Raw genomic sequence first — 22192 nt, forward strand, 5'->3', positions numbered from 1 at the left:
CGCGGTGTTCGGTGTGTCGAGAGCGGTCGTGCGGCGACGGCCCGTGCCGTCGGTCGTCTGCGACACTACGACCCGCTCTGCTCGCCCGTGTGTCCGTCCCGTGAATCCCGCAGGACCCCGCCGCTTCTTGCGGTTTCCCGCAACGCCGCGGTGCGGGTTGCGGGTCGCAGGTTCGGGTGGCGCGGTCCGCTCCCGGTTGTCCCGGTTGCGGTCCTGGTTCCGGTTCTGGCTCCGGTTCCGGTTCCGGTTCCGGTTCTGGTTCTGGTTCCGCGGGACGCAACGAAGGCGGTTGCTCGCAGCGGTACAGCGCTGCGAGCAACCGCCAGGGTTGCGTTTCGCGAGGGGGACGGGCCTCGGGCGAGCCGGGGTCAGGCGGCGGAGCGCTCGGCGACGGGGCGGCGACGGAGCTCGGGGCGCAGGAGCGCGGGCGGCTGGTACTGCTGGTCGAGCCGGGTGACGTCGGTGCCCGGCGGGACGATCGCGTCGATGCGGTCGAGCACCTCGTCGGAGAGCGCGACGTCGGCCGCGGCCAGCAGGTCGTCGAGCTGTTCCACCGACCGCGGTCCGATCAGCGCGCTGGTGACGCCCGGGTGCGCGATCGCGAACGCGAGGGCGAGGTGGGTCGTGGGGATGCCGGTCTCCTCGGCGAGGGCGACGACCTGCTCCACCGCGTCGATCCGCCGGTCGTCCTGGTCGTGCCGGAACATGCCGGCCCGCGACAGGTCGTTCTGCTGGCCGCGACGGAAGCGCCCGGTCAGCATGCCGCCCGCGAGGGGGCTCCACACGAGTGCGCCCATGCCGTACCGCTGGGCGACCGGCAGGACCTCGCGCTCGATGCCGCGGCTGAGGATCGAGTACGTCGGCTGCTCGGAGCGGAAGCGCTCGAGCCCGCGGCGCTCGGACGTCCACTGCGCCTCGACCTGCATCGAGGCCGGGAAGTCCGAGGACCCGATGGCGCGGACCTTGCCGCTCCGCACGAGGTCGGTCAGGGCGGACAGCGTCTCCTCGAGGTCCACCGTGTCGTCGGGGCGGTGTGCCTGGTACAGGTCGATGTGGTCCGTCTGCAGGCGGCGGAGCGAGTCCTCGACCGCGGTGGTGATCCACCGGCGGGAGTTCCCGCGCCGGTTGGGATCGTCGCCCATCGGGCCGTTGAACTTCGTGGCGAGGACGACGTCGTCACGCCGACCCTTGATCGCCTTGCCGACGAGCACCTCGGACCCGCCCTGCGAGTAGCGGTCCGCGGTGTCGATGATGTTGATGCCGGCGTCGAGCGCACGGTGCACGATGCGGATCGAGTCCTGCTCGTCGCCGTTGCCGATGCGGCCGTCGGTGCCGAGCATCATGGCGCCGAGCGCGAAGGGGCTGACCTGGATGCCGGTGCGGCCGAGGGTGCGGTACTGCATGGTGGTGCCTCCTGTCGGTGGCGCTCCGGTGCCGGCCGTCGTAGGCTGGGATGAAGCGGAACGCTCTTCCGGAAGCATACGGAACGGCTTTCCGTTTCCGCAAGCCCACCTCGTGATCGCCCTTGGAGGCACCGTGCGCGCCGATGCCCGCCGCAACCTCGACGCCCTCGTCGACGCCGCCCGCCAGGTCTTCGCCGAGCAGGGCGTCGACGCACCCGCCAAGGTGATCGCCGACCTCGCCGGGGTCGGCGTCGGCACGCTGTACCGGCACTTCCCGCAGCGCTCCGACCTCGTGGTCGCGGTGTTCCAGCAGGCCGTCGAGGAGTGCGCCGACGCCGCCGTGGACCTCGCCGACCACCACGCCCCGGACGAGGCCCTCGCGCTCTGGCTCCAGCGGTTCACGGGGTTCGTCGCCACGAAGCGTGGCCTGGCAGCGGCACTGCAGTCCGGCGACCCGGCGTTCGAGGGGCTGCACCCCTGGTTCATCGGTCGGCTCGGTGGGGCACTGACCGGACTGCTCGACGCCGCCTCGGCCGCCGGCACGATCCGCAGCGACCTCGACGCCACGCAGCTGCTCCGCGCGGTCGCGGACCTGTGCCACGGGGCGCCGACGACCGAGCAGAGCCAGCAGCTGGTCGGGGTGCTCGTCGACGGGCTGCGCTGGCGGGCGACCGTCTGAACCGCAGCCGCCGCAGCCGCACCCGCAGCCGCCGGAGATCCCGGGTGTGCCCGGCCCGCCCCCGCCCGCCGCTCCGGCGCTCAGCCGGGCTGGTGCAGTCGCTCGCGCGCGGTCGCCCGCACGGCCTCGGTCACACGCTCGAGCAGTGGTGACGCCAGGTTCCACCGCTGCCACCACAGCGCCACGTCGGCTCGACGGCCCGGGGTGAGCTCGACGAGCGCACCGCTTCCCAGACCCTCGAGGCACTGGGCCTCCGGCAGCATCCCCCACCCGAACCCGAGCGACACCGCACGCGCGAAGTCCGCCGAGGTCGGGACGAAGTGCCGCGGTCCGCGCGGGGCGTGCCCGAGGACCCGGCGGAGGTACCCCTGCTGCAGGTCGTCGTCGCGGTCGTAGTCGACCAGCGGGACCGCGTCCAGCCGCGTCGTCATCTGCCGCTCGGACACCGCACCGGCGAGGTACCGGTCGACGAACGCGGGTGACGCCACGGCCCGGTAGCGGTCGACGCCGAGCGGTACCGACGAACAGCCCTGCACCGGGTCGGCCTCGGCGGTCACCGCGGCCATCACCGTGCCGGCGCGGAGGAGCTCGGCGGTGCGGTCCTGGTCCTCGCGGTGCAGGTCGAACACGACCTCGGTGTCGACCCGGACGAGGGCGAGGGCGTCGAGGAACCAGGTGCCGAGCGTGTCCGCGTTGACGGCGAGCGGGATCGACGGCACAGCCGGACCGTCGGCGTCTCCGACCGCGCCGAGCGCCCGGGCGGTCTCGTCCTCGAGCAGCCGGGCCTGGCGCGCGTGCCGGAGGACGACCTCACCGTCGGCGGTGGGCACCACAGGGGTCGTGCGCTGGAGCAGTACCCGACCGAGCTGCTGCTCCATCGCCTTGATCCGCTGCGACACGGCGGACGGCGTGATCGCGAGCGCGCGGGCCGCGGCGTCGAGCGTGCCGTGGTCGACCGCGGCGAGGAGCGTCTCGAGGTGGTCTCGCTGCAGCCGGAGCATACAGCAGAGCTTACGGTGCTGCAGGAACGTGAGCTGGACTGCATCCCGGTGCGCTCGTAGCGTCGGGAGCGTGACCGCACTCCTCCCCCTGCTCGCCGGGCTCGGTACCGGCCTGGCCCTGATCGTCGCGATCGGCGTGCAGAACGCCTACCTGCTCCGGCTCGCCGTCAGCGCTCCCGTGCGGGTCGTCGCCGCGGCGGTCGCTGTCTGTGCCGTGTCGGACGCGGTGCTCATCGTCGCCGGGGTTCTCGGCGTGGGCGCCGTCGTCGAGCGCTTCCCCGTCGCGCTCGTGGTGGTGCGGTTCGTCGGCGCGGCGTTCCTCGTCGTTTACGGGGTGCTCGCGGCCAGACGGGCGTTGCGCCCCACCGGGGCGGCGATGGCCGTCGAGCAGGACGCGGCGGACGACGGTGTGGTCGTCCCGACGACGGCTGCGCGGTCGACGGTCGCACGGGCGGGAGCCGCGCACGGGACGGCCGGAGCTGCGGGGCGGGGCGCGGAGGAGCCTCCCGGCCGGGGCTCGACCCCCGCGACCCGGACCGCCGCAGCACGCGCGGTCCCGACGCTGGGTGCGGCGGTCGCGACGATGCTCGTCTTCACGTGGGCGAACCCGCACGTGTACCTCGACACGCTCGTGTTCCTCGGCTCGGTGGCGAACCAGCAGGGCGTCGACGACCGCTGGTGGTGGACCGTCGGTGCCGTCGCCGCGAGCTGCCTGTGGTTCGGCGCGCTCGGGTTCGGTGGACGGCTGCTCCGTCCACTGTTCGCGAAGCCCCTCACCTGGCGGGTCTTCGACGGGCTCGTCGCCGTCGTGATGCTGTCGTTCGGCGTCGCGCTCGCCGTCGGCGCGTAGGCACGGCGCACCGCAGCACGGCGGCGGACGCAGCACGGCGGCGGACGCAGCACGGCGGCGTCCGCTACTGCAGGCCCTTGCCCACCCGGCTGTGCCGACGGCTGTAGCCGAAGTAGATCGCGAACCCGATCGCCAGCCACGCGATGAAGCGCAGCCAGGTCTCGACCTCAAGGTTGAGCATGAGCCAGAAGCACAGCACCGCCGAGAGGATCGGCAGCACCGGCACCCACGGCACCCGGAAGGCCCGGGGCGCGTCGGGACGGGTCTTGCGCAGCACCACGATGCCGATCGACACGAGCACGAAGGCGGAGAGCGTGCCGATGTTGATCATGCCCTCGAGGCGCTCGACCGCGGTGAACCCGGCGATGAACGCCACGACGACACCGGCGACGACCTGCACCCGGACGGGCGTCTGCGTCTTCGGGTTCGTCTTCGAGAACCAGCGGGGCAGCAGACCGTCGCGGCTCATCGAGAACACGATGCGGGACAGCCCGAGGAGCAGGACCATGACGACCGTCGTCAGGCCGATCAGCGACCCGATCGCGATGATGCCGGCGGCCCACGGCAGGCCGACGATGTCGAACGCCGAGGCGAGGGACGGGGCCTCCTCGTCGGCGAGGCGCTGGTAGGACACCATGCCGGTGATGACGATGCTGACGCCGATGTAGAGCAGCGTGACGATGCCGAGGCCGATGAAGATGCCTCGGGGCAGGGTCTTCTGCGGGTTCTCGGTCTCCTCGGCGCTCGTCGCGACGACGTCGAAGCCGATGAACGCGAAGAACACCAGCGAGGCCGCGGCGAGCAGACCGAACACGCCGTACTGCGCCGGGGCCTGGCCGGTGACGAACGAGACGAGCGACTGGGTGAGGACGCCGCCCTCGGCACCCTTGGACGGCTCCGCCGGCGGGACGAACGGCGCGAAGTTCGCCGCCTTGACGAAGAACGCCCCGGCGACGATGACGAAGACGACGATCGCGACCTTGATGATCGTGATGACCGCCGAGACGCGCGACGACAGGCGCGTCCCGAAGGCGAGCAGCAGCGTGAAGACGCCGACGATCAGGACGGGCCCCCAGGTGAAGCCGATCGGGCCGAGCTGGATCGTGTCGGGCAGGTCGATGCCGAAGACCCCGAACGCGGTGCTCAGGTAGATGCCCCAGTACTTCGCGATGACGGCGCTCGCGGTCAGGGTCTCGAGGATGAGGTCCCACCCGACGATCCAGGCGAGCAGCTCGCCCATCGTCGCGTAGGTGAAGGTGTACGCGGAGCCGGCGACCGGGATGGTCGAGGCGAACTCGGCGTAGCACATGATCGCGAGGCCGCAGGTGACGGCGGCGAGCAGGAACGAGATGATGACGCTCGGTCCGGCGAAGTTCGCGGCGGCGTTCGCGCCGACCGAGAAGATGCCGGCGCCGACGGCGACCGCGATGCCCATCGCGGCGATGTCGAACGTCTTGAGCGACCGCTTGAGCGAGCGGCCCTTCTCCTCGGAGTCGGCGAGGGAGGCCTCGATCGACTTGATGCGGAGCGGTGTTGCCATGGGGAGGTTCCCGTCATCGGCTGGCGGTGGACCCCGGAAGGGTACTGGTGTACCACCCTGGCTCGCAAACGGTGCCGGCCCGGCAGCACCAGCCGTCCGGACGGGAGGCGCGGCCGGAGTCCGCCCCGCGCGTCACGGGACGACGGCGTCGCGGCGAGACGACGCCGACGCCGACGCCGCGAGACAACGCCGGATCTGGGACCGTCTCGTGGCGCGCAGGGCGCCTGGTGCTGACGCCGGCGTCTCGTGGCGCGCAGGGCGCCTGGTGCTGACGCCCGCGTCTCGTGGCGCGCAGGGCGCCTGGTGCTGACGCCGGCGTCTCGTGGCGCGCAGGGCGCCTGGTGCTGACGCCCGCGTCTCGGTGCGGGTCAGACCCCGCGGCGCCAGTCGGCCAGGAAGCGCGCGCCCGCCTCGTCGTGGATGACCCCGTCGGGAGCGGTGAGCACCGGGAACGGCGTCTCAGGGATGCCGTCCGCCGGTCGGACGTCCACGTGCGCGACGTCGTGGCCGTTCGCGTGCAGCCAGTCGGCCATCGCGTAGTCGCTCCGCGAGTCCCCGACGGTCCGCCACGTCACCGGGAGCTCCCCGTCCTGCGCGAGCAGCTCGAGGGCACGCTCGGCGCCCATGTCCTTGCCGGACCGGTCTGACTCCACGTCGGTGGAGATGATCGTCGGGTCGACCCGCCACTGCACGGCGCCGTCGGCGTCGGGTCGGACGTCGTCGAGCCGGCGGACACCGAGCCCGCGCCGCTCGAGCGCGGCCATCGCCTTCGCGTCGAACTCGGCCTGGCGGGCGAGGTAGGCGGCGTTCGGCACATCGACGCGCTGCTCGATCGACACCATGGCGTGCTTCGTCTCGTCGAAGAACACCAGGTCGGCGTACTCGTCGCGGACCAGGTCGCGCATCTCGTCGGCGAAGTCCCGCGGGAGGGCGAGGTCCTCGGCGACGACCAGGTCGCTCATCCCGCCCTCGTACTGCGGGCCGATCGAGCACCAGACCGCGCCCTTCTCGCACACCGCGTGGACCCGACCGGCCTCGGTGAGGCCGCCGGCCACGAGCGGACCGACGACCTCTTCGCGGATGAACGCGTCGCTGCGGCCCGTGTTGAAGACGATCGGGACGCCCTCGGCGGCGAGCGCGACGAGATCGGCCACGATCGAGGGGATCGCGATCGTGCGGGTCACCGGGCTGGCGATGGGCCCGTCGACGTCGAGCAGCAGGCCGAGGCGGGGAGCAGTCACGACCCCATCCTCTCGCACCCGTGCGGCCTGCCCGTCCGCGACGACCGGGACGACTGCCGTGCACCCGCCCGCGCGCAACTCCCCGGCAGCCGGAGCGGTCACTCCTCCGTCGGCATCCCGACGAACCGGTCGACCAGGTGCCGGAGCACCCTCGGCTCCGGCACGTGTCCCTGGCCGGGGACGACGAGGTGCCGCGAACCGGGGACCGCCTCGGCCAGCGCGACCGAGGCCTGCCGCATCCACTCGGGGCCGCCGTCGCCGGAGGCCACGAGCACCGGCACGCCGACCGACGCCGCGACCCGCTCGGGCACGGAGAGGCCGTTGAGCACCCGGACGTCGCGGGCGAGCACGTGTGCGTCGGCCAGGAGCGACCGCCAGAGCCCCGGCTTCAGACGGGCCGCCGTGATGTACGGGATCGGGACGCCGAGCACGCGGGACAGGAACGCCCGGACCGCCTGCGCCCGCCGTCCGGCGGCGACGTGCCCGTCGAGGAAGTCCGCGAAGAGGACGTCGTCGCCCTGCGGATCGACCGAGGCGCGGTACGGCGGCTCCCAGAGCACCGCACGCCCGAACGGCACGCCCGCGGCGAGGCCGCGCAGCACCACACCGGCGCCCACGCACCACCCCACGGCGTCGGCAGGGCCGCCGATCGACGCGGTGACCGCCGCCAGGTCCTCGACCTCGCGCTCGACCGACCACGGCGCCGTGTCCCCGCTCGCACCCCGACCCCGCCGGTCGTAGGTGACGACGCGGTAGCGGTCGCGGAGTGCCGCGACGATCCGGTCGGACGCCGGGCTGCCGTGGTGGTCCCACGCCCCACCGACCAGCACCAGGGCGGGCCCGGAACCACTCTCGGCGACCGCGAGCGCCGTTCCGTCCGCGGACACGACGGTGCGGTCGAGGTGTCCGGGGTCCCGCTGGGGCTGTCCGGGCGGAGCGTGCTGGTCGGCGGGCATGGGTCCTTCCGAGGTGTGCGACGGCGCTGCGTCGGGTCCTGCGGATGGACCGTGCGGGTCGGTACCCAGAGCATGACAGTCCGGACCGTGAGCGTCACCACCCGCAACCAGGGGGAGCGCTCCACGTTCCCTGTGCACTCTGCTCGGACGGCCCAGCTCAGCGAGCGCTTCCGGTCGACTCAGACCAGCGCGGTCACCCCGACCGACTCGCGCTCGAGCAGGGAGCGCTTCACGTCGAGCCCCCACGCGAAGCCGCCGAGCGACCCGTCGGACCGCAGCACCCGGTGGCAGGGCACGAACAGCGCCGGGGCGTTCCGGGCGCAGACGCTCGCTGCCGCACGGACGGCGTCGGGCCGCCCCATCGCTGCCGCGAGCTCGGTGTAGGTCAGGACCGTACCGGCCGGGATCGCCCGGAGCTGCCGCCACCCCTCCGCGAAGAGCTCGGTGCCGTGCTGCCGGACGGGGACCCGCATCGCCGCCTCGACCTCGCCCGCGTAGAAGGCTTCGACCGCGTCGGCCGACCGCACCCGACCGTCGGTCAGTCGGCGCGGACGGTGCCGTTCGGCCAGCCGCGCGAGCAGCCGCGCGGAGTCGTCGGTCCAGCCCGATGCGAGCACGTGGCCCTCGGCGTCCTCGAGCACCGTGAAGGGGCCGTCGGGGGTGTCGAGCGTCTGCACCGTCGCCGCCGGCAGCGTCGCCGCTGGGTCGGTCGTCGTGGGGTCGGACATCGTGGGTTCGGACATCGTGGGTTCGGACATCGTGGGGTCGGTCATCGTCTCTCCTCCTGCTGCTGGTGGGTCGCCGCTGCCGTCTCCGCCGCCACGGTCGCGCGGTCGACGATCGGACGCCAGCAGTGCATCGTCAGGTAGCTCCGCCACGGCGCCACCTGCTCCGACCGTAGGGAGAGCTCGCGGGCACCACCGGGCAGACCAAGCTCCTGTGCACCGTTCCGCACGGCGAGGTCGCTGTGCAGGAACACGTCCGGGTGGTGCCGGACCCGGAGGGCGACGTAGTCCGCCGTCCACGGGCCGATGCCCTTGACCGCCAGGAGCCCGGCACGCTGCTCCGCGAGGGACTGTCCCGCGTCGACGACGAGCGACCCGTCAGCGAGCGCCGCTGCGACACGCAGGATCGTGTCCACGCGCGCCGCCGGCCCCCGGAGGACCTCGTGCCCGTGGGTCGCGATCGTCGCCGCGGTCGGGAACAGCAGCCCGTCCTCGGCCAGTCCGGGGTCGACGGGCGCCCCCAGCGCGGCCACGAGTCGGGTCTGCGCTGTGCGGGCAGCGGCCACCGAGACCTGCTGCCCGATCAGGGTGCGGACGACGACCTCGTGCGCGTCCACGGCGCCGGGCAGGCGGATGCCGGGGACCCGCGCCACCGCGGGGGCGAGCACCGGGTCCGCCGCGAGGACCGCATCGACCGCCTCGGGGTCGGCGTCGAGGTCGAACAGGGCCCGCACCCGCGCCACGAGCGTCGGCAGGTCGGAGAGCGTGGTGAGCCGGACGCGCAGGGCGACCCCGGTGCGCCCCGCGCCCCGGCCGGCCCCGTCGGCGGCGGGGGCCGAGGCGGTGAAGCGGGCCGGGCCTCCCGGCAGGGTGACGAGGCGACCGTAGGCGGTGACGCGACCCGAGGCGTCCCGTTCGACGTGCTCGAGCCCCGGCAGGGCGTGGAGCGCGTGCCAGTCGAGCAGGCCCTGCAGGTCGAACGGCGGGCGGGCCGGGAGGTGCACGTGCAGCCAACCGTCGTCGGCGGTCGGCGCGCCGTCGTTGCGGCCGTCGGTCCGGCGGGCTCGGAGCTGGGAGGGGGTGAGGGCGAAGACCTCGCGGACGGTGTCGTTGAACTGCCGCACGCTGGTGAAGCCGGACGCGAACGCCACGTCGGCCACCGGCAGGTCCGACGACGTCAGCAGCGTCCGGGCGGTCTGGGCACGGTGCGCCCGGCTGAGCGCCTTCGGCCCGGCCCCGAGCTCCTCGGTCAGGATCCGGTTGAGCTGCCGCTCCGAGTAGCCGACGCGCGCGGCGAGGCCGGGCACGCCCTCGCGTTCGACGACACCGTCGAGGACGAGTCGGACGGCGCGACCGGCGACGTCCTCGCGGAGGTCCCACTCGGGGCTGCCCGGGGTCGCCTCCGGCAGGCAGCGCTTGCAGGCGCGGAAGCCGGCGAGGTGCGCGGCGGCGCTGGTGCGGTAGAAGGTGACACCCTCGGCGCGCGGGGTGCGGGCGGGGCAGCTCGGACGGCAGTAGATGCCGGTGGAGTGCACGGCGGTGACGAACTGCCCGTCGAACCGGGCGTCGCGCGACGCGACCGCCCGGTGGCGCTCGGCGTGCTGCACGTCGGGCTGCGGCTCGGTGCGGGGTACGGGGATCGTCACGCCGTCAGCCTGGCACGGGCCGCCGACAGCCACTGGCGGGAATCGGACACGGCAGTGGGGGTGGTCGCTGCCCGTCGGTCGGCGGGGGCGTCGAGACGACGGCGTCGCGTCGAGACGCACCAACCGCGTCGAGACGCCGCGAGATCCGGCGGCGTCTCGCGGCCCGCGTGGCGTCCCGAACACACGCCGGCGTCTCGCACACACGCCGGCGTCTCGCACACACGCCGGCGTCTCGGGTCCGCTCCAGCGTCTCGGGTCCGCCCCGATCCCACGCAGCCGGCCGGGAGGCACGACTACCGTGAGTGCCGTGACCTCCGTCGACGACGTGGCCGGCCCCGGCGACCTGCCCTTCCGCACGGACGTCGAGGTCGCGATGCTGCTCGTCTCTCCGCGCCACCGGTACGAGGGGCGTCCGGCGGACGGTGCGCTGCCCGCCGAGGGTCCGGAGCTCCGCGACCAGATCGACCTCCGCGCGGGGCTCGGCATCGTCGGTGACCGCTACTTCGCCGCGCGGGCGCACGTGCACGCCACCGTGACGGTGATCGGGATCGAGGGGCTCGACGCCGTCGCCGGTGCGGTGGGCGCCGCGATCGACCCCGCTGCCACCCGGCGGAACGTCTTCCTGCGCGGGGCCGACGTCGAGGCGCTCCGGGGCGAGCCGTTCTCGCTCGAGAGCCCCGGCTCCGGCGGCCCGGTGCGCTTCCACGGGTACCGGCCGGCGAACCCCTGCGCGTGGATGGACCACGAGTTGGCGCCGGGCGCGTTCCGGGCGATGCGGGGACGCGGCGGCGTGCGGTGCGACCCGGAGTCGGACGGCGTGCTCGCCCTCGGGCCCGCGGTGCTCCGCACGGCACGCCCGGTCGCGCTCTGACGGGAGCGGCGCGGTCATCCGCTGCGGGAGACCGGCGAGACCCCTGCGTGTTCCGCGAGCGCCGTTCCGCGAAACGCAACGTCGGCGGCACCGCGCAGCGCTGTACCGCTGCGAGGAGTCGCCGACGTTGCGTGTTGCGACGGTCAGGCGGTGAGGGCCTGCTCGATGGCGTCGACGAACGCCGGCAGGTCGTCGGGGTTGCGCGACGTGATCAGGCCGCCGTCGACCTGGACCTCCTGGTCGACCCACTCGGCGCCGGCGTTGCGCACGTCGGTCTGCAGCGAGGGGAACGAGGTGATCGTCTTCCCCTGCAGGACACCGGCCTCGATGAGGGTCCACGGGCCGTGGCAGATCGCGGCGACGGGCTTGCCGGCCTCGGCGAACGCCTTCACGAGGGCGACCGCGTCCGAGTCCTGGCGGATGGTGTCCGCGTTGATGGTGCCACCGGGGACGACGAGTGCGTCGTAGTCGCCCGCGCCGCTGACACTGCCGATGGTGGTGTCGACGGACACCGACTTGCCCGGGTCCTTGTCGCCGACGAGGGTCTCGATCGAACCCGACTCCTGCGCCGCCACCGTGACGTCGGCGCCGCGCTCGCGGAGCTGGTCGGTGGGGACGACGATCTCGTCCTGCTCCACGCCGTAGTTCGTCGCGATGACGAGGATCTTCTTGCCGTCGAGGGCTGCCATGGTCGCTCCTTCCGATGCCGGGGTCTCCCGGCGCGCTGCCGAGGGTCTCCCGGCGCGATGACCACGGTCGTCCGGTCGGCCTGGGGACGTTCGCAGTCCGGAGCCGACGTTCAGCCCCGGATGCGGAACCCGTCCGCTTCGCGCACGACCTCGAGCCCGTCGTACCCCGAGATGCGCGGGAGGCCCTCGGTCACCGCTCCCTCGAGCGTCCCGACGACGACGGTCGTCGCGCCGGATGCGACGGCGGCCTCGACACCGGCGGGAGCGTCCTCGAACGCCAGGCACCGTTCGGCCGGCACCCCGAGCAGTGCGGCGCCCCGCAGGTACCCCTCCGGGTGCGGCTTGCTCCGCTCGGCGTCCTCGGACGGCACGAGCGCCTCCGGTACGGGGACGCCCGCGGCGCGCATCCGCTCCACCGCGAGCTCCCGCGGGGCGCTCGTGACCAGGGCGACCGGGACACCGGCGTCGAGCAGGCGCTGCACGAAGGCCGCGGCTCCCGGTACCTCGACGATGCCGTCGGTGTACCCGATCTCGGCGGCGATCATCGCGTCGACGATCACGCGCTGCTCGTCCGCGGACAGCTCGGGCAGGAAGCGCTGCACGGTGTCGATCGTCTGGCGACCGTGCGAGAAGCCGAGGATCTCGGCCGGGTCGATGCCGTGCTCCGCCCCGAAGCGGCTCCAGGCGTCCTCGACCACGGCGGTCGAGTCGACGAGCGTCCCGTCCATGTCGAACAGCACCCCGGACACCACGACGTCGATCACGCGTCCGACCCTAGCCGCTACCGATCGCCCGGACGCCGGTTCCGGATGACCACCAGGCCCGCGACGACCAGCAGTGCCAGGCTCGTGACCCACACCACGACCGGGACCTCTCGGAGCGCGGGGACGACGCGGCCGCCGGCCATGACGAGTGCAGCACAGCCGATGAGCACGGCGGGGGTGAGCGAGTCGCGTCGGGTCGGTCGGCGGCTCACCCTCGGCTCGCCTTCCCGGCGCAGAAGGAGATCGTCCCGCTGGTCGCCGCGCCGGCAGCCGTGATGCACGCGATGCAGCCGACACCGGCCGTGACCAGACACGCCGCTGAGCAGGCGATGGTGAGGGCGGTGATGGCCCACGCTGCGACCCCTGCACTGTTCAGGCAGGACGAGAACCGGCTCCACCAGGTCGAGCGCACCGTGGGCGCGGCCGTGACGTCACGGTCGAGTCCGGCAATCCCGTTGATCCACGTCTGCAAGCGGCCGGAGTCAGAGGATCTCGGCGTCAGGACCAGTTCGCTCCAGGTCCTGACGTGTCCTCCGTCGACGACGGCAGTGACGCTGGACTCGGCCAGCACACCGGCACCCTCGGCGAAGGGCATCCGCAGGACCGTCCCGTCGACCGTCGCGAAGGCCCGGGCTCGTGCCAGGTCGAGGGGGAGCCCGCTCGATGACGTTCGGCCCGATCCGGACCACACCGCGACAGCCGCCGTGGTCTCGCTGTCAGGAAGGGCCTCCCATGACTGCGCCTGCTCGACGAGGTCCCGGACGCCCCGTTCGGCCGAGGCCGCCGACGGCGTCGGGGCAGCGGCTGCCGGGTCAGGCGCGGCCACCAGGCCGCTGACGAGGGCGACGAGGACGGCTCCCGCCGTGACGAGCGGCCGAGCGGTCAGAGGAGTGGAGAAGGAGCTCGTGGTCAGACGGCGAGCCTACTGGTGTCTCACATATCAGTGCAGGTGTTCGTCACCTTTCGTCATGATCGCACCCACCGCGTCAGCAGCACACCCCCGTCGCCGAGCAGCACGTGCGCGGGCCGCATCCGCCGCAGCTCCGGCGAGGACCCGGTCGCGATCCGCGGCCCCTCCCCGCCCTCGAGCGTCGGGTCGATCGTCAGCGTCAGCTCGTCGACGGCATCGCCGGCGACGAGTGCCCCGAGGAACGACGGCCCGCCCTCGCAGTGGACCCGGTCCAGCCCCCGGTCGGCCAGGGCGGCCCGCAGCGCGTCCACGTCGACGGAGTCGTCGCCGCAGGCCACCACGTCGGCGACGTCGGCGAGCGCCCGCCCCGAGGACGACGATGCGCCGGACCCCGATGTCAGCACGATCGGCCGCACCGGCGCCTCGGTGAACACCCGCGAACCCGCGTCCATCGACCCGGACTTCGTGACGATCGCGAACACCGGGTGGTCGGACATCCCGTGCGCCCGACGCCACGCCACGTCCTCGTCGTGCAGCACCATGGGCCCGTACTCCTCGTCGCGCACCGTGCCGGCAGCGACGAGGACCACGTCGGCGACCCGTCGCAGCAGGTCGAAGATCCGCAGGTCGTCGTCCCCGCCGAGCGAGGCCGTGCGACCCGACGCGGACGCCGAGCCGTCGAGCGTCGCGACGAAGTTGACCCGCAACCAGGGCCCGTCGGGCACGTCCGCGGTGTACAGGTCGAGCAGGTCGTCGTCGGACAGGTCCGCGACGGACGGGGGCAGGACGGTCATGTGTTGTGCCTCGCTTCCACGGGTTCGCGCCAGCCGAGGACCGCCTCGACCATGCGCATGGCGTCGACGCTCTCGACGACGTCGTGCATCCGGACGATCCGGGCGCCGAGCATCGCGCTGACCGTGGCCGCGGCGAGCGACCCCGGCAGCCGTTCGCCGCGGGGGCGTCCGAGCGACTCCCCCACGAAGTCCTTGTTCGACACGGCGGCGAGCACCGGGTACCCGAGCGCCACGACCTCGGGCAGGCGCCGGGTCAGCTCGAGCGTGTGCACGGTGTTCTTGTTGAGGTCGTGCCCCGGGTCGACGATGATCCGCGACTCCGGGATCCCCGCGGCGAGCGCCCGGTCGACCCGCTCGCGCAGGAAGTCGACGACCTCGCGGCCGATGTCCGCGTACCGGGGTGGCTCGGGCAGCTGCTGCCGCGGCGGCGCGGTCGAGTGCGTGATGACGATGGTCGCCTCGGATTCGGCGACGACGGACGCCATCCGAGGGTCCGACAGGCCGGTGGTGTCGTTGACGACGCTGGCGCCGGCGGCGATCGTCGCTGCCGCGACCTCGGGCCGGAAGGTGTCGACCGAGATCACGACGTCGGACTGCTCGGCGAGCTGGGAGACGACGGGCAGCACCCGGTCGATCTCGTCGTCCGCCGACAGCTCCGGGCCCGGCGCGAACTTCACCCCGCCGATGTCGACCCAGTCGGCGCCCTGGTCGGCGGCGCGGACGGCCGCCTCGACAGCACGATCGAGGGCGAAGGTGGCGCCCTTGTCGTGGAACGAGTCCGGGGTGCGGTTCACGATCGCCATCACCGCGACGCGGTGGTCGAAGTCGAAGGTGCGGCGCCCGATGGTGCGCACCGGGTCGCGCAGGTCGGGCACCACCCAGCCCGGTGCGGAGGACGCGGCCCGGAGGCTCGTGGCCGGCCGCCCGGTCGTCATGCGTCCGCCCCGTGGTCGGTCCCGGCACCCGTGGCAGCCCCGGCACCGGCACCGGCACCGATCAGGGCGATCGCCTCGGCGCGTCCCGCTACCTCGGCGAGGCTGCCGGTCGCGGCGACGGTCACCGTCGACGAGCCGGACTGCCGTTCGCCACGGGTGGTGACGCACTGGTGCGTGGCGTCGAGCACGACGAGCACGCCGTCGGCGTCGAGTCCCTCGGCGACGGCTGCGGCGACCTGCTCACCGAGGCGCTCCTGCAGCTGCGGCCGCGAGGCCACGGCGTCGAGCACGCGGGACAGGGTCCCGAGGCCGATGAGCTGCTCCCCCGGTGCGTAGGCGAGGTGCGCGACCCCGATGAAGGGCAGCAGGTGGTGCTCGCACATCGAGCGGAAGCGCACGTCACGGACCACCACGAGCTGCCCGCGCTCGCCGTCCTCGGAGTGCACGGCACCGGATCGGGCGATCGCGGTGGCGTCGACTCCCATGCCGGCGAAGAACTCGACGTACGAGTCCGCGACGCGAGCCGGGGTCCGTTCGAGCTCGGGACGGTCGGGATCGTCGCCGACGGCGAGGAGGAGCTCGCGCACGGCGGCTTCGACCCGCGCGCGGTCCAGTCGTTCGTTCACGGACTCATCCAACACCGTGGACTGGCCGGAGAACGCGGCCATCTGTCGGACGCACCGTCCCCCGGGTGGGTGATCCGGGCCTCCCGGCCGGAGCCCGCGCAGCGACATGCGAGCCGCTCGGACTCCCAGCGTTCTGTAAACTCGTTCGGTGAGCGCCCAGCAGACCGACACCCCGCCCCGGAACCGCTTCGCATCCGGCCTCGACCGCTTCTTCTCGATCACGCAACGCGGGTCGAGCATCCCCCGCGAGATCCGTGGTGGTCTCGTCTCCTTCGTGACGATGGCCTACATCGTCATCCTCAACCCGCTGATCCTCGGTGGGTTCAGCCAGGACCAGGCCCCGCAGGACGTCCTGGGCGGCTGGTTGCAGAACGCGCAGGTCGCCGCCGCGACCGGTCTCGTCGCCGGTGTGATGACGATCGCGATGGGCCTCGTCGCGAACCTGCCGTTCGGCATCGCAGCGGGCCTCGGCATCAACTCGTTCCTCGCCGTGAGCGTCGTGCACCAGGTCACCTGGGCCGAAGCGATGGGCCTCGTCGTCATCAACGGCGTCGTGATCGTCATCCTGGCCCTGACCGGCATCCGGACGATGATCTTCACGGCCGTCCCCGCGCAGCTCAAGGCCGCGATCACCGTCGGCATCGGTCTGTTCATCGCGTTCATCGGTCTGGTCGACTCGGGGTTCGTCCGCACCACCAAGAACGCCTCGCCGCCGCTGCAGCTCGGTGAGGACGGCTCTGTCGCGGCCCTGCCGACCATCGTCTTCCTGATCGGCCTGGTCGTCATCGGCACGCTCATGGCCCGCCGGGTGAAGGGCGCACTGCTCATCGGCATCGTCGGCACGACGATCGTCGCGATCATCCTGCAGGCGATCTTCAAGGTGCCCACCTCGGTCGACTCACCGACCGGCTGGAACCTCAACGCCCCCGGTTTGCCGAACGCCCTCTTCGCCCTGCCGGACCTGTCGCTCGTCGGACACGCCGACGTCTTCGGGGCCTTCACCCGCATCGGCCCGGTCGCCGCGTCGATGCTCGTCTTCACGCTCGTCTTCACGAACTTCTTCGACGCGATGGGCACGATGACCGGTCTCGCCAAGGCCGCCGGTGTCGCGAAGCCCGACGGCACCTTCCCGCGCCTGAAGTCGGCGCTCGTGGTCGAGGGTGCCGGTGCGATCGCCGGTGGTGGCGCCTCGGTGTCGTCGAACACGGTGTTCATCGACTCGGCGTCGGGCATCGGCGAGGGTGCCCGCACCGGCATGGCGTCGGTCGTGACGGGTCTGCTGTTCCTGGCCTCGATGTTCCTCACGCCGCTGACCCAGGTCGTCCCGCTCGAGGTTGCCGCCGCCGGGCTCGTCGTCGTCGGTGCGCTCATGGTGGCGCAGGTGAAGGACATCGAGTGGAGCGACTTCGGTGCCGCGCTGCCGGCGTTCCTCACGATCGTCGTGATGCCGCTGACCTACTCGATCGCGAACGGCATCGGCGCGGGCTTCATCAGCTGGGTGCTCATCAAGCTGCTGTCCGGCCGCGGGCGAGAGGTCTCGTGGCTCCTGTACGTCGTCGCCGCGGGCTTCCTGCTGTACTTCGCGCGCGGGCCGCTCGAGGCGCTGCTCGGCGTCGGGTAACGCTGGGGTCGGCCCCGGCCCGTTCCGTTCCGTTCCGTTCCGTTTCGTTCCATTCCGGCCCGTTCCGGCCCGGCCCGGCCCGCGAAAGCGACAGTCCTCGACGAACCGTTCGTCGAGGACAGTCGCTTTCGCGCATCACACGGTCCGTGTGCGCCCGGCCGGGAGGCCCTGGCTCAGTCCCGCAGGTCAGCCGGCTTGGCCTCGTGGCGGCGTCGGCCCGCGGTGCGCCGGTCTTCCTTCATGCTCGCCTCGTACAGGTGGCGCTTGCCGCCGACGAGCTGGTCGCGGGCGGTCTGCTCGAGCTCCTTGGCGAGGGCGTAGTAGTTGTCGTCGTAGTCCTCGACGATCTGGAACGTCCAGCGCCCGTCGATCACGTTGCGCCCGACGAGCTCGGTGTCGATCCGCTCGGCCAGTTCGGTGTGCCCGGCCTCCCGGAGCTGCTCGACGGCCTCGCCGAGGTTGAGGTCCGCGGTCCCGGTCAGCCTGTGGAACCCGTAGAGCAGGCCCCGTGCGTGCTCGAGCACCTCGAGCGCGGCCGACAGCGTGCCGAGCGCCTCGACCGTCGCCTCGGACACCCCCTCGGGCACCACGTGTGCGTCGTCCGGTCCCTGTCCGTCGGCTGCCTGGTCGTCGTTGCGCTCGTCCGTCATGCTCCTCGTCTACCGGAGCGTCGCTCGGGTCGCTCCGAGCAAGTGCGGGACCGCCGCGCCGGATGCGTCACTTCGTGGCGTTCGGGTGATGCGTGTGCACGGCGATCACACCGACCATCCGTTCCGCCTCGTCCACGGTGAACCAGATCCGGGCGCCACGCTTGAGCTCGATCTGTCGCCGGGTCCACGCGCGCCCGGAGTGCACGACCGTCCTCAGTTCTCCCCGCAGCGCGTGGCACGCCAGGTCATCGGTGAGGGGATCGCTCGTCAGACGGTCCCAGGCGTCCGCCACGGCGTTGCGCTGGGTCGCCACGAGGTCACGCCATCCCAGTTCTGCCGCCCGGGTGAGGAACACGAGCGAGTACTCCGTGGTGCGGACCGGTCGCGGCACCGTGGTCCGGCGTGCCACGGCTCGTCAGGGGCGCTCGACAGCGATCGGCTCGTCGAGGAGCTGCGGGTCCGGACGATCCCAGCCGGCGGCGATCGCTTCGGCGGAGTTCCGCCACGCCTGCATCTCCAGCAGGAGCGTGCGCGGTTGACGCAACGAGAAGGATCCGCGAGCGATCTCGGTGATCTCCTTCGCGAAGCGGACCTGGTCATCGGAGCTGAGGAGCTTCAGCCACGGGTAGGGGATCGCGAGCCGGTCCTCCAGCGGGAGCTCGACGTTCACGGTCATGGCGGCGATCAGCTGCGCAGCGATGTCGAGCACCGCCTCGTCGTCGTCGGAGCGCTCCTTGGTCGTGAGGACGAGCGGCTTGCCGTCCCGACGAGTCACCTCGAGCGGCTCGACCTCGGCCGCCGCGAACACGTCCTTCGCGTGTCGGGACAGGTCGGACGACTGGACTGAGCGCCGGCGACGAGGGGGAGCAACGAGGGTCATGGACCGATGCTATTCAGAACACGTTCCGAACTCAAGACCTCAGCGCGCCGTCGTGGGGACCGGGGGACTCGCTGCCGACGCCTCCGCGACGACCGGCCGGCGCTCCATCAACCGCCAGGACCCTCCGAGCAACGGCGACAGCGTCACGACCGTGTACACCGCCGCCACGACCCCGAACGTCGCCGTCACGCCGATGCCGTCCGCAGCGATGCCCCCGAAGAGCCCACCGAGCGGGATGCCCGCCCACGATCCCGCCGACAGGAGCCCGAACACGCGGGCCCGCATGTGCGACGGGATGCGCTCGAGCTCCACGGCCCCGAGGATCGGGTTGAGCGCACCCGCCGCCAGCCCCGACAGCACGCACGCGCCGAGCACCCACGGCAGCCCGAGCCCGAGTGCCGGGACCACGAGCGACGGCCCGCCGGCCAGGACGAAGCACACCACGAACGTGATCCGTCGCGGCACCCGGTGCGCGACGTACCCGAATGCGAGCGATCCGAGGAAGGCCGCTCCACCGTAGGTGCCGCTGACGATCCCGAGCGACTGCGCCCCGTCGAGCAGCTGGTCGGCGTAGAGCGGGAGCAGGGCCGTCGACCGCGCGGCGTCGAGCAGGTTCGTGACGAGCACGAGCGCGATGACGAGCCGGAAGAGCGGGTCCCGCGCGCAGAAACGGAGTCCCGACGCCAGGTCGCGCCAGTACCCGGCGGACGGTTCGACGGGCGCTGCGTCCGGTTCCGGGTGCACCGTCGCACCGCGGAGCGTCAGGGCAGCGAGCACGGCCGCCGCCGTGAACACACCGGCCGTCACCGCGAGCGCCGGCAGCGGTCCGACCGCCCCGACGAGCAGGCCGGCCGCGGGCGCCCCGAGCAGCACCGAGAACCGGACCGACGCCTCGAAGTGCCCGACGGCGCGTTCGAGCGGGATGCCCGCAGCCGTCGCGAGCCCGGGCAGGAGCACCCGTCGGCCGGACTCCCCCGGGGTGTCGAACAGGCCGCCGAGGAACACGAGCAGGAGCAGGGCCCAGGACGGCAGCCCGACGGTCCACGCCAGGAGCGGGATCGCGACGAGGGTCGCAGCGCTGACCAGGTCGGACGTCACGCTCGACCGGACGAAGCCGAAGCGCTCGACGAGCACGCCGCCGAACGCCCCACCGAGGACGATCGGGACCGTCGCCGCGAACGCCGCGATGCCGACGTCCGTCGCCGAGCCGCCGCGGGACAGCACGACGAACGGCACGGCGATGGTCGTGGCGACGTTGCCCGTCCGCGACACGACCTGCACCGCGAGCAGCGACCGCAGCCGCCAGTGCGCGTTCACGGGCGCGCCGACCGGTAGCTCTGGACGACCGCGGTCACGCGCTCGGAACCGTCGCCCGGCTCGTGCTCGGCGCTCCGTGCCTCCCACCGGTCCAGGACGCCCTGCAGCTCGCTGCCGAGGGCCTGCAGCTCGCCGACGGTCAGCCGGAGGGTCCGGTCACCGCTGTTCGATGCCGCCACCCACTCGCGTCCGAGCGCCGGCACCTGGTCGAGGAACGCCCGGTACTCGTCGGCGTACGCCTGCGCGACGGTGCGGTCGAGCGCGGTGCCGGCGAGCATGCGGTCAGGGTCGTCGAACCCGTCCGCGAGGTTCCACGACGTGTGCTGCGCGACCGCCCGCCACCAGCGCTCGCGTCGGTCGGTACCGAGCTCCGGCGCGGGCTCGATGAAGCCGGCGTCGGCCAGGCGCTTGCAGTGGTAGCTGATCGTCCCCGGCGCCTCGTCGACCTGGTCGCCGAGCATCGCCGCGGTCTGCGGGCCGCCGGTCCGCAGCAACCCCACGAGCCGCAGCCGGGTGGGGTGGGAGAGCGCACGCATCTGCGCCGCGTCGTCGAGTCGCTGCACGTCCATGGCTCGACCATAGATGCACAAAATATGTTGTGCAAGACTTCTTGCGCAATGGTTCTTGTGAGTCCTTCTGGAGGCTCGCCCCGCGCCTGGTGAGCGCGCTACGGTTCCGGCATGGCCAGGTGGGTCGCGCTGCTGCGCGGGGTGAACGTCAGCGGCATCACGATCCGGAACGCCGACCTCGCGGCGGTGTTCCGGGAGCTCGGGTACGCGGACGTGCGGACGGTCCTGGCCTCGGGCAACGTCGTCTTCACCGCACCGGGCGAGGCGTCGGAGGTGCAGGCTGCCGTGGAGCAGGGGCTGCGGGACCGGTTCGGGTACGACGCCTGGATCGTCCTCGTGCCGCACGAACGACTGGCCGCGATCGTCGAGGGGTTCCCGTTCGGGTCCGCACCCGACCGGCACGACTACGCGGTCTTCGGGTCTGACGACACCGCGCTCGACGAGCTGATCGCCGACCTCGACACCGACGACGCCGTCGAGCGGCTGGTACGCGGGGACGGGGTCGTCTACTGGTCCTGTCCGAAGGGGTCGAGCACCGAAACCGCCTTCGCGAAGCGGGCCGCCGCCGCACGCTTCAAGCGCACGACGACGACCCGCAACGTGAACACCCTGCGCAAGCTGCTCTGAGCCGCGCGAGGGGCGTCAGGACTGCGCGGGCTGCCCGTTGCTCGCGGTGGTGCCGCCGTCGACCGGCAGCACCGCGCCCGTGATGTACGACGCCGCGTCGCTCGCCAGGAACAGCACCGCCGCGGCGACCTCCTCCGACCGCCCACCACGACCGAGCGAGACCCGCTCGGCGAACTTGTGCTGGAGTTCCTCGTCCTCGGCCTGCTGCTCGGTCATGTCCGTCCAGATCAGCCCCGGCGCGACAGCGTTCACCCGGACGCCGAACTGCCCGTTGTCGAGCGCGGCGGCCTTCGTGAAGTTCGAGACCCCGCCCTTCGCGGCGTTGTACGGGCTCATCCGCCAGTCGGCGTCCATGCCCGACACCGACGACGTGTTCACGACCGACCCCTTGGTCTCCCGCAGGAACGGCAGTGCAGCTCGCGTTCCGTAGAACACGCTCGACAGGTCGGTCTCGATGACGCGGTGCCACTCGTCGGGCTCGATGTCGGTGATGTCGCCGGAGGTGAAGGTGCCGGCGTTGTTCACGAGCACGTCGATGCGGTCCCACCGGTCCACCGCGTCGGACACGATCGTCTCCCAGGCTGCCGGGTCGGCCACGTCGGCCTGCAGCGCGACCGCACGACCGGTCGGCAGGCTGTCGGCGACGGCACGGACCTTGTCCTCGACGCTGTCGACGAGCAGCACGTCCGCGCCCTCGTCGACGAACGCCCGCGCGGTGGCCTCGCCGATGCCGGACCCGGCCCCCGTGACGATCGCGACCCTGCCCTCGAACCGCTTGTCCATGTGTGTCTCCTCTCGATGCACTGCTCGTGCCGCAGGAGACGCCGTCGGCCCGGGGGCACGGACGACCACGGTGCCCGCTCGCGGCTGGACGCACGCGCAGGCGGACGCACGGGCG

Annotated in this window: 25 protein-coding genes; 5 read left to right on the forward strand and 20 right to left on the reverse strand. The window is 72.7% G+C overall.

What is annotated here, in order from left to right:
- Positions 1-368 precede the first annotated feature (368 nt).
- Positions 369-1403, reverse strand: a complete 1035-nt coding sequence (locus C1N91_RS15680) for an aldo/keto reductase (protein ID WP_137768454.1) — start codon at positions 1401-1403, stop codon at positions 369-371.
- A 133-nt stretch (positions 1404-1536) separates the two neighbouring features.
- On the opposite strand from C1N91_RS15680, the gene C1N91_RS15685 reads away from it, so the two are divergent.
- Entirely contained in the window at positions 1537-2082 is a 546-nt protein-coding gene (locus C1N91_RS15685) for a TetR/AcrR family transcriptional regulator (protein ID WP_217496446.1), read from the forward strand.
- Positions 2083-2162: 80 nt separating this feature from the next.
- Here C1N91_RS15685 and C1N91_RS15690 read toward each other — a convergent pair whose 3' ends face one another.
- Positions 2163-3083 carry a LysR family transcriptional regulator ArgP gene (locus C1N91_RS15690; protein ID WP_137768456.1) on the reverse strand — a complete coding sequence of 307 codons (921 nt, stop codon included), beginning with the start codon at positions 3081-3083 and terminating at the stop codon, positions 2163-2165.
- A 70-nt stretch (positions 3084-3153) separates the two neighbouring features.
- Here C1N91_RS15690 and C1N91_RS15695 point away from each other — a divergent pair, with 70 nt between their 5' ends.
- On the forward strand, positions 3154-3933 hold the full coding sequence (locus C1N91_RS15695) for a LysE/ArgO family amino acid transporter (RefSeq protein WP_137768457.1): 780 nt from the start codon (positions 3154-3156) through the stop codon (positions 3931-3933).
- Between the two features lie 64 nt (positions 3934-3997).
- Here the strand turns inward: C1N91_RS15695 and C1N91_RS15700 are convergent, their stop codons facing one another.
- From C1N91_RS15700 to C1N91_RS15720, 5 genes are all read right to left on the reverse strand, one after another.
- Positions 3998-5473 (reverse strand): APC family permease, encoded by a 1476-nt coding sequence (locus tag C1N91_RS15700; protein WP_058750490.1) that lies wholly within the window; start codon positions 5471-5473, stop codon positions 3998-4000.
- A 368-nt stretch (positions 5474-5841) separates the two neighbouring features.
- Positions 5842-6714, reverse strand: coding sequence for a hypothetical protein (locus tag C1N91_RS15705; protein ID WP_175416060.1), 873 nt, complete (start codon positions 6712-6714; stop codon positions 5842-5844).
- A 98-nt stretch (positions 6715-6812) separates the two neighbouring features.
- Entirely contained in the window at positions 6813-7670 is an 858-nt protein-coding gene (locus tag C1N91_RS15710) for an alpha/beta fold hydrolase (RefSeq protein WP_137768459.1), read from the reverse strand.
- 179 nt (positions 7671-7849) lie between these two features.
- A complete protein-coding gene (locus C1N91_RS15715) occupies positions 7850-8398 on the reverse strand; it encodes a methylated-DNA--[protein]-cysteine S-methyltransferase (RefSeq protein WP_137768869.1) in 549 nt (182 codons plus the stop codon).
- 41 nt (positions 8399-8439) lie between these two features.
- Entirely contained in the window at positions 8440-10041 is a 1602-nt protein-coding gene (locus tag C1N91_RS15720; protein WP_254678275.1) for a DNA-3-methyladenine glycosylase 2 family protein, read from the reverse strand.
- 373 nt (positions 10042-10414) lie between these two features.
- On the opposite strand from C1N91_RS15720, the gene C1N91_RS15725 reads away from it, so the two are divergent.
- Positions 10415-10912, forward strand: a complete 498-nt coding sequence (locus C1N91_RS15725) for a molybdenum cofactor biosysynthesis protein (protein ID WP_137768871.1) — start codon at positions 10415-10417, stop codon at positions 10910-10912.
- A gap of 143 nt (positions 10913-11055) precedes the next feature.
- On the opposite strand, the gene C1N91_RS15730 is transcribed toward C1N91_RS15725, so the two are convergent.
- The 7 genes from C1N91_RS15730 to folE all read right to left on the reverse strand — a co-directional run bounded on the left by C1N91_RS15730 (position 11056) and on the right by folE (position 15630).
- On the reverse strand, positions 11056-11601 hold the full coding sequence (locus C1N91_RS15730) for a type 1 glutamine amidotransferase domain-containing protein (protein ID WP_058750492.1): 546 nt from the start codon (positions 11599-11601) through the stop codon (positions 11056-11058).
- 110 nt (positions 11602-11711) lie between these two features.
- Positions 11712-12365 (reverse strand): HAD-IA family hydrolase, encoded by a 654-nt coding sequence (locus tag C1N91_RS15735; RefSeq protein ID WP_137768460.1) that lies wholly within the window; start codon positions 12363-12365, stop codon positions 11712-11714.
- A 17-nt stretch (positions 12366-12382) separates the two neighbouring features.
- The gene (locus tag C1N91_RS15740; protein ID WP_137768461.1) at positions 12383-12577 is read right to left on the reverse strand and encodes a hypothetical protein; all 195 of its coding nucleotides are present in this window, start codon (positions 12575-12577) and stop codon (positions 12383-12385) included.
- Positions 12574-13191, reverse strand: a complete 618-nt coding sequence (locus C1N91_RS15745; RefSeq protein WP_137768462.1) for a hypothetical protein — start codon at positions 13189-13191, stop codon at positions 12574-12576. The genes C1N91_RS15740 and C1N91_RS15745 overlap by 4 nt, the downstream gene beginning before the upstream one ends.
- 140 nt (positions 13192-13331) lie before the next feature.
- Positions 13332-14069, reverse strand: coding sequence for a pyrimidine reductase family protein (locus tag C1N91_RS15750; RefSeq protein ID WP_137768463.1), 738 nt, complete (start codon positions 14067-14069; stop codon positions 13332-13334).
- Positions 14066-15004, reverse strand: a complete 939-nt coding sequence (gene folP / locus C1N91_RS15755; protein WP_137768464.1) for a dihydropteroate synthase — start codon at positions 15002-15004, stop codon at positions 14066-14068. Before folP ends, C1N91_RS15750 begins: the two co-directional genes overlap by 4 nt.
- Positions 15001-15630 (reverse strand): GTP cyclohydrolase I, encoded by a 630-nt coding sequence (gene folE, locus C1N91_RS15760; protein WP_254678276.1) that lies wholly within the window; start codon positions 15628-15630, stop codon positions 15001-15003. Before folE ends, folP begins: the two co-directional genes overlap by 4 nt.
- Positions 15631-15778: 148 nt before the next feature.
- Between folE and C1N91_RS15765 the strand changes: the two genes are divergently transcribed.
- Positions 15779-17251: an NCS2 family permease gene (locus C1N91_RS15765; RefSeq protein ID WP_137768466.1), complete on the forward strand. Its 1473-nt coding sequence runs from the start codon at positions 15779-15781 to the stop codon at positions 17249-17251.
- A 173-nt stretch (positions 17252-17424) separates the two neighbouring features.
- On the opposite strand, the gene C1N91_RS15770 is transcribed toward C1N91_RS15765, so the two are convergent.
- The 5 genes from C1N91_RS15770 to C1N91_RS15790 all read right to left on the reverse strand — a co-directional run bounded on the left by C1N91_RS15770 (position 17425) and on the right by C1N91_RS15790 (position 20667).
- On the reverse strand, positions 17425-17901 hold the full coding sequence (locus tag C1N91_RS15770; RefSeq protein WP_137768467.1) for a hypothetical protein: 477 nt from the start codon (positions 17899-17901) through the stop codon (positions 17425-17427).
- A gap of 67 nt (positions 17902-17968) precedes the next feature.
- On the reverse strand, positions 17969-18310 hold the full coding sequence (locus C1N91_RS15775) for a hypothetical protein (RefSeq protein WP_254678277.1): 342 nt from the start codon (positions 18308-18310) through the stop codon (positions 17969-17971).
- Positions 18311-18316: 6 nt separating this feature from the next.
- Entirely contained in the window at positions 18317-18781 is a 465-nt protein-coding gene (locus C1N91_RS15780) for a prevent-host-death protein (RefSeq protein ID WP_137768468.1), read from the reverse strand.
- A 39-nt stretch (positions 18782-18820) separates the two neighbouring features.
- A complete protein-coding gene (locus tag C1N91_RS15785; RefSeq protein ID WP_137768469.1) occupies positions 18821-20098 on the reverse strand; it encodes an MFS transporter in 1278 nt (425 codons plus the stop codon).
- Positions 20095-20667 carry an ArsR/SmtB family transcription factor gene (locus C1N91_RS15790; RefSeq protein WP_137768470.1) on the reverse strand — a complete coding sequence of 191 codons (573 nt, stop codon included), beginning with the start codon at positions 20665-20667 and terminating at the stop codon, positions 20095-20097. The genes C1N91_RS15785 and C1N91_RS15790 overlap by 4 nt, the downstream gene beginning before the upstream one ends.
- 111 nt (positions 20668-20778) lie before the next feature.
- On the opposite strand from C1N91_RS15790, the gene C1N91_RS15795 reads away from it, so the two are divergent.
- Positions 20779-21294: a DUF1697 domain-containing protein gene (locus C1N91_RS15795; protein WP_137768471.1), complete on the forward strand. Its 516-nt coding sequence runs from the start codon at positions 20779-20781 to the stop codon at positions 21292-21294.
- Positions 21295-21309: 15 nt separating this feature from the next.
- Here the strand turns inward: C1N91_RS15795 and C1N91_RS15800 are convergent, their stop codons facing one another.
- Positions 21310-22077, reverse strand: coding sequence for an SDR family NAD(P)-dependent oxidoreductase (locus C1N91_RS15800; protein WP_137768472.1), 768 nt, complete (start codon positions 22075-22077; stop codon positions 21310-21312).
- Positions 22078-22192 lie beyond the last annotated feature (115 nt).

This window comes from Curtobacterium sp. SGAir0471, assembly GCF_005490985.1.
Lineage (GTDB): Bacteria > Actinomycetota > Actinomycetes > Actinomycetales > Microbacteriaceae > Curtobacterium.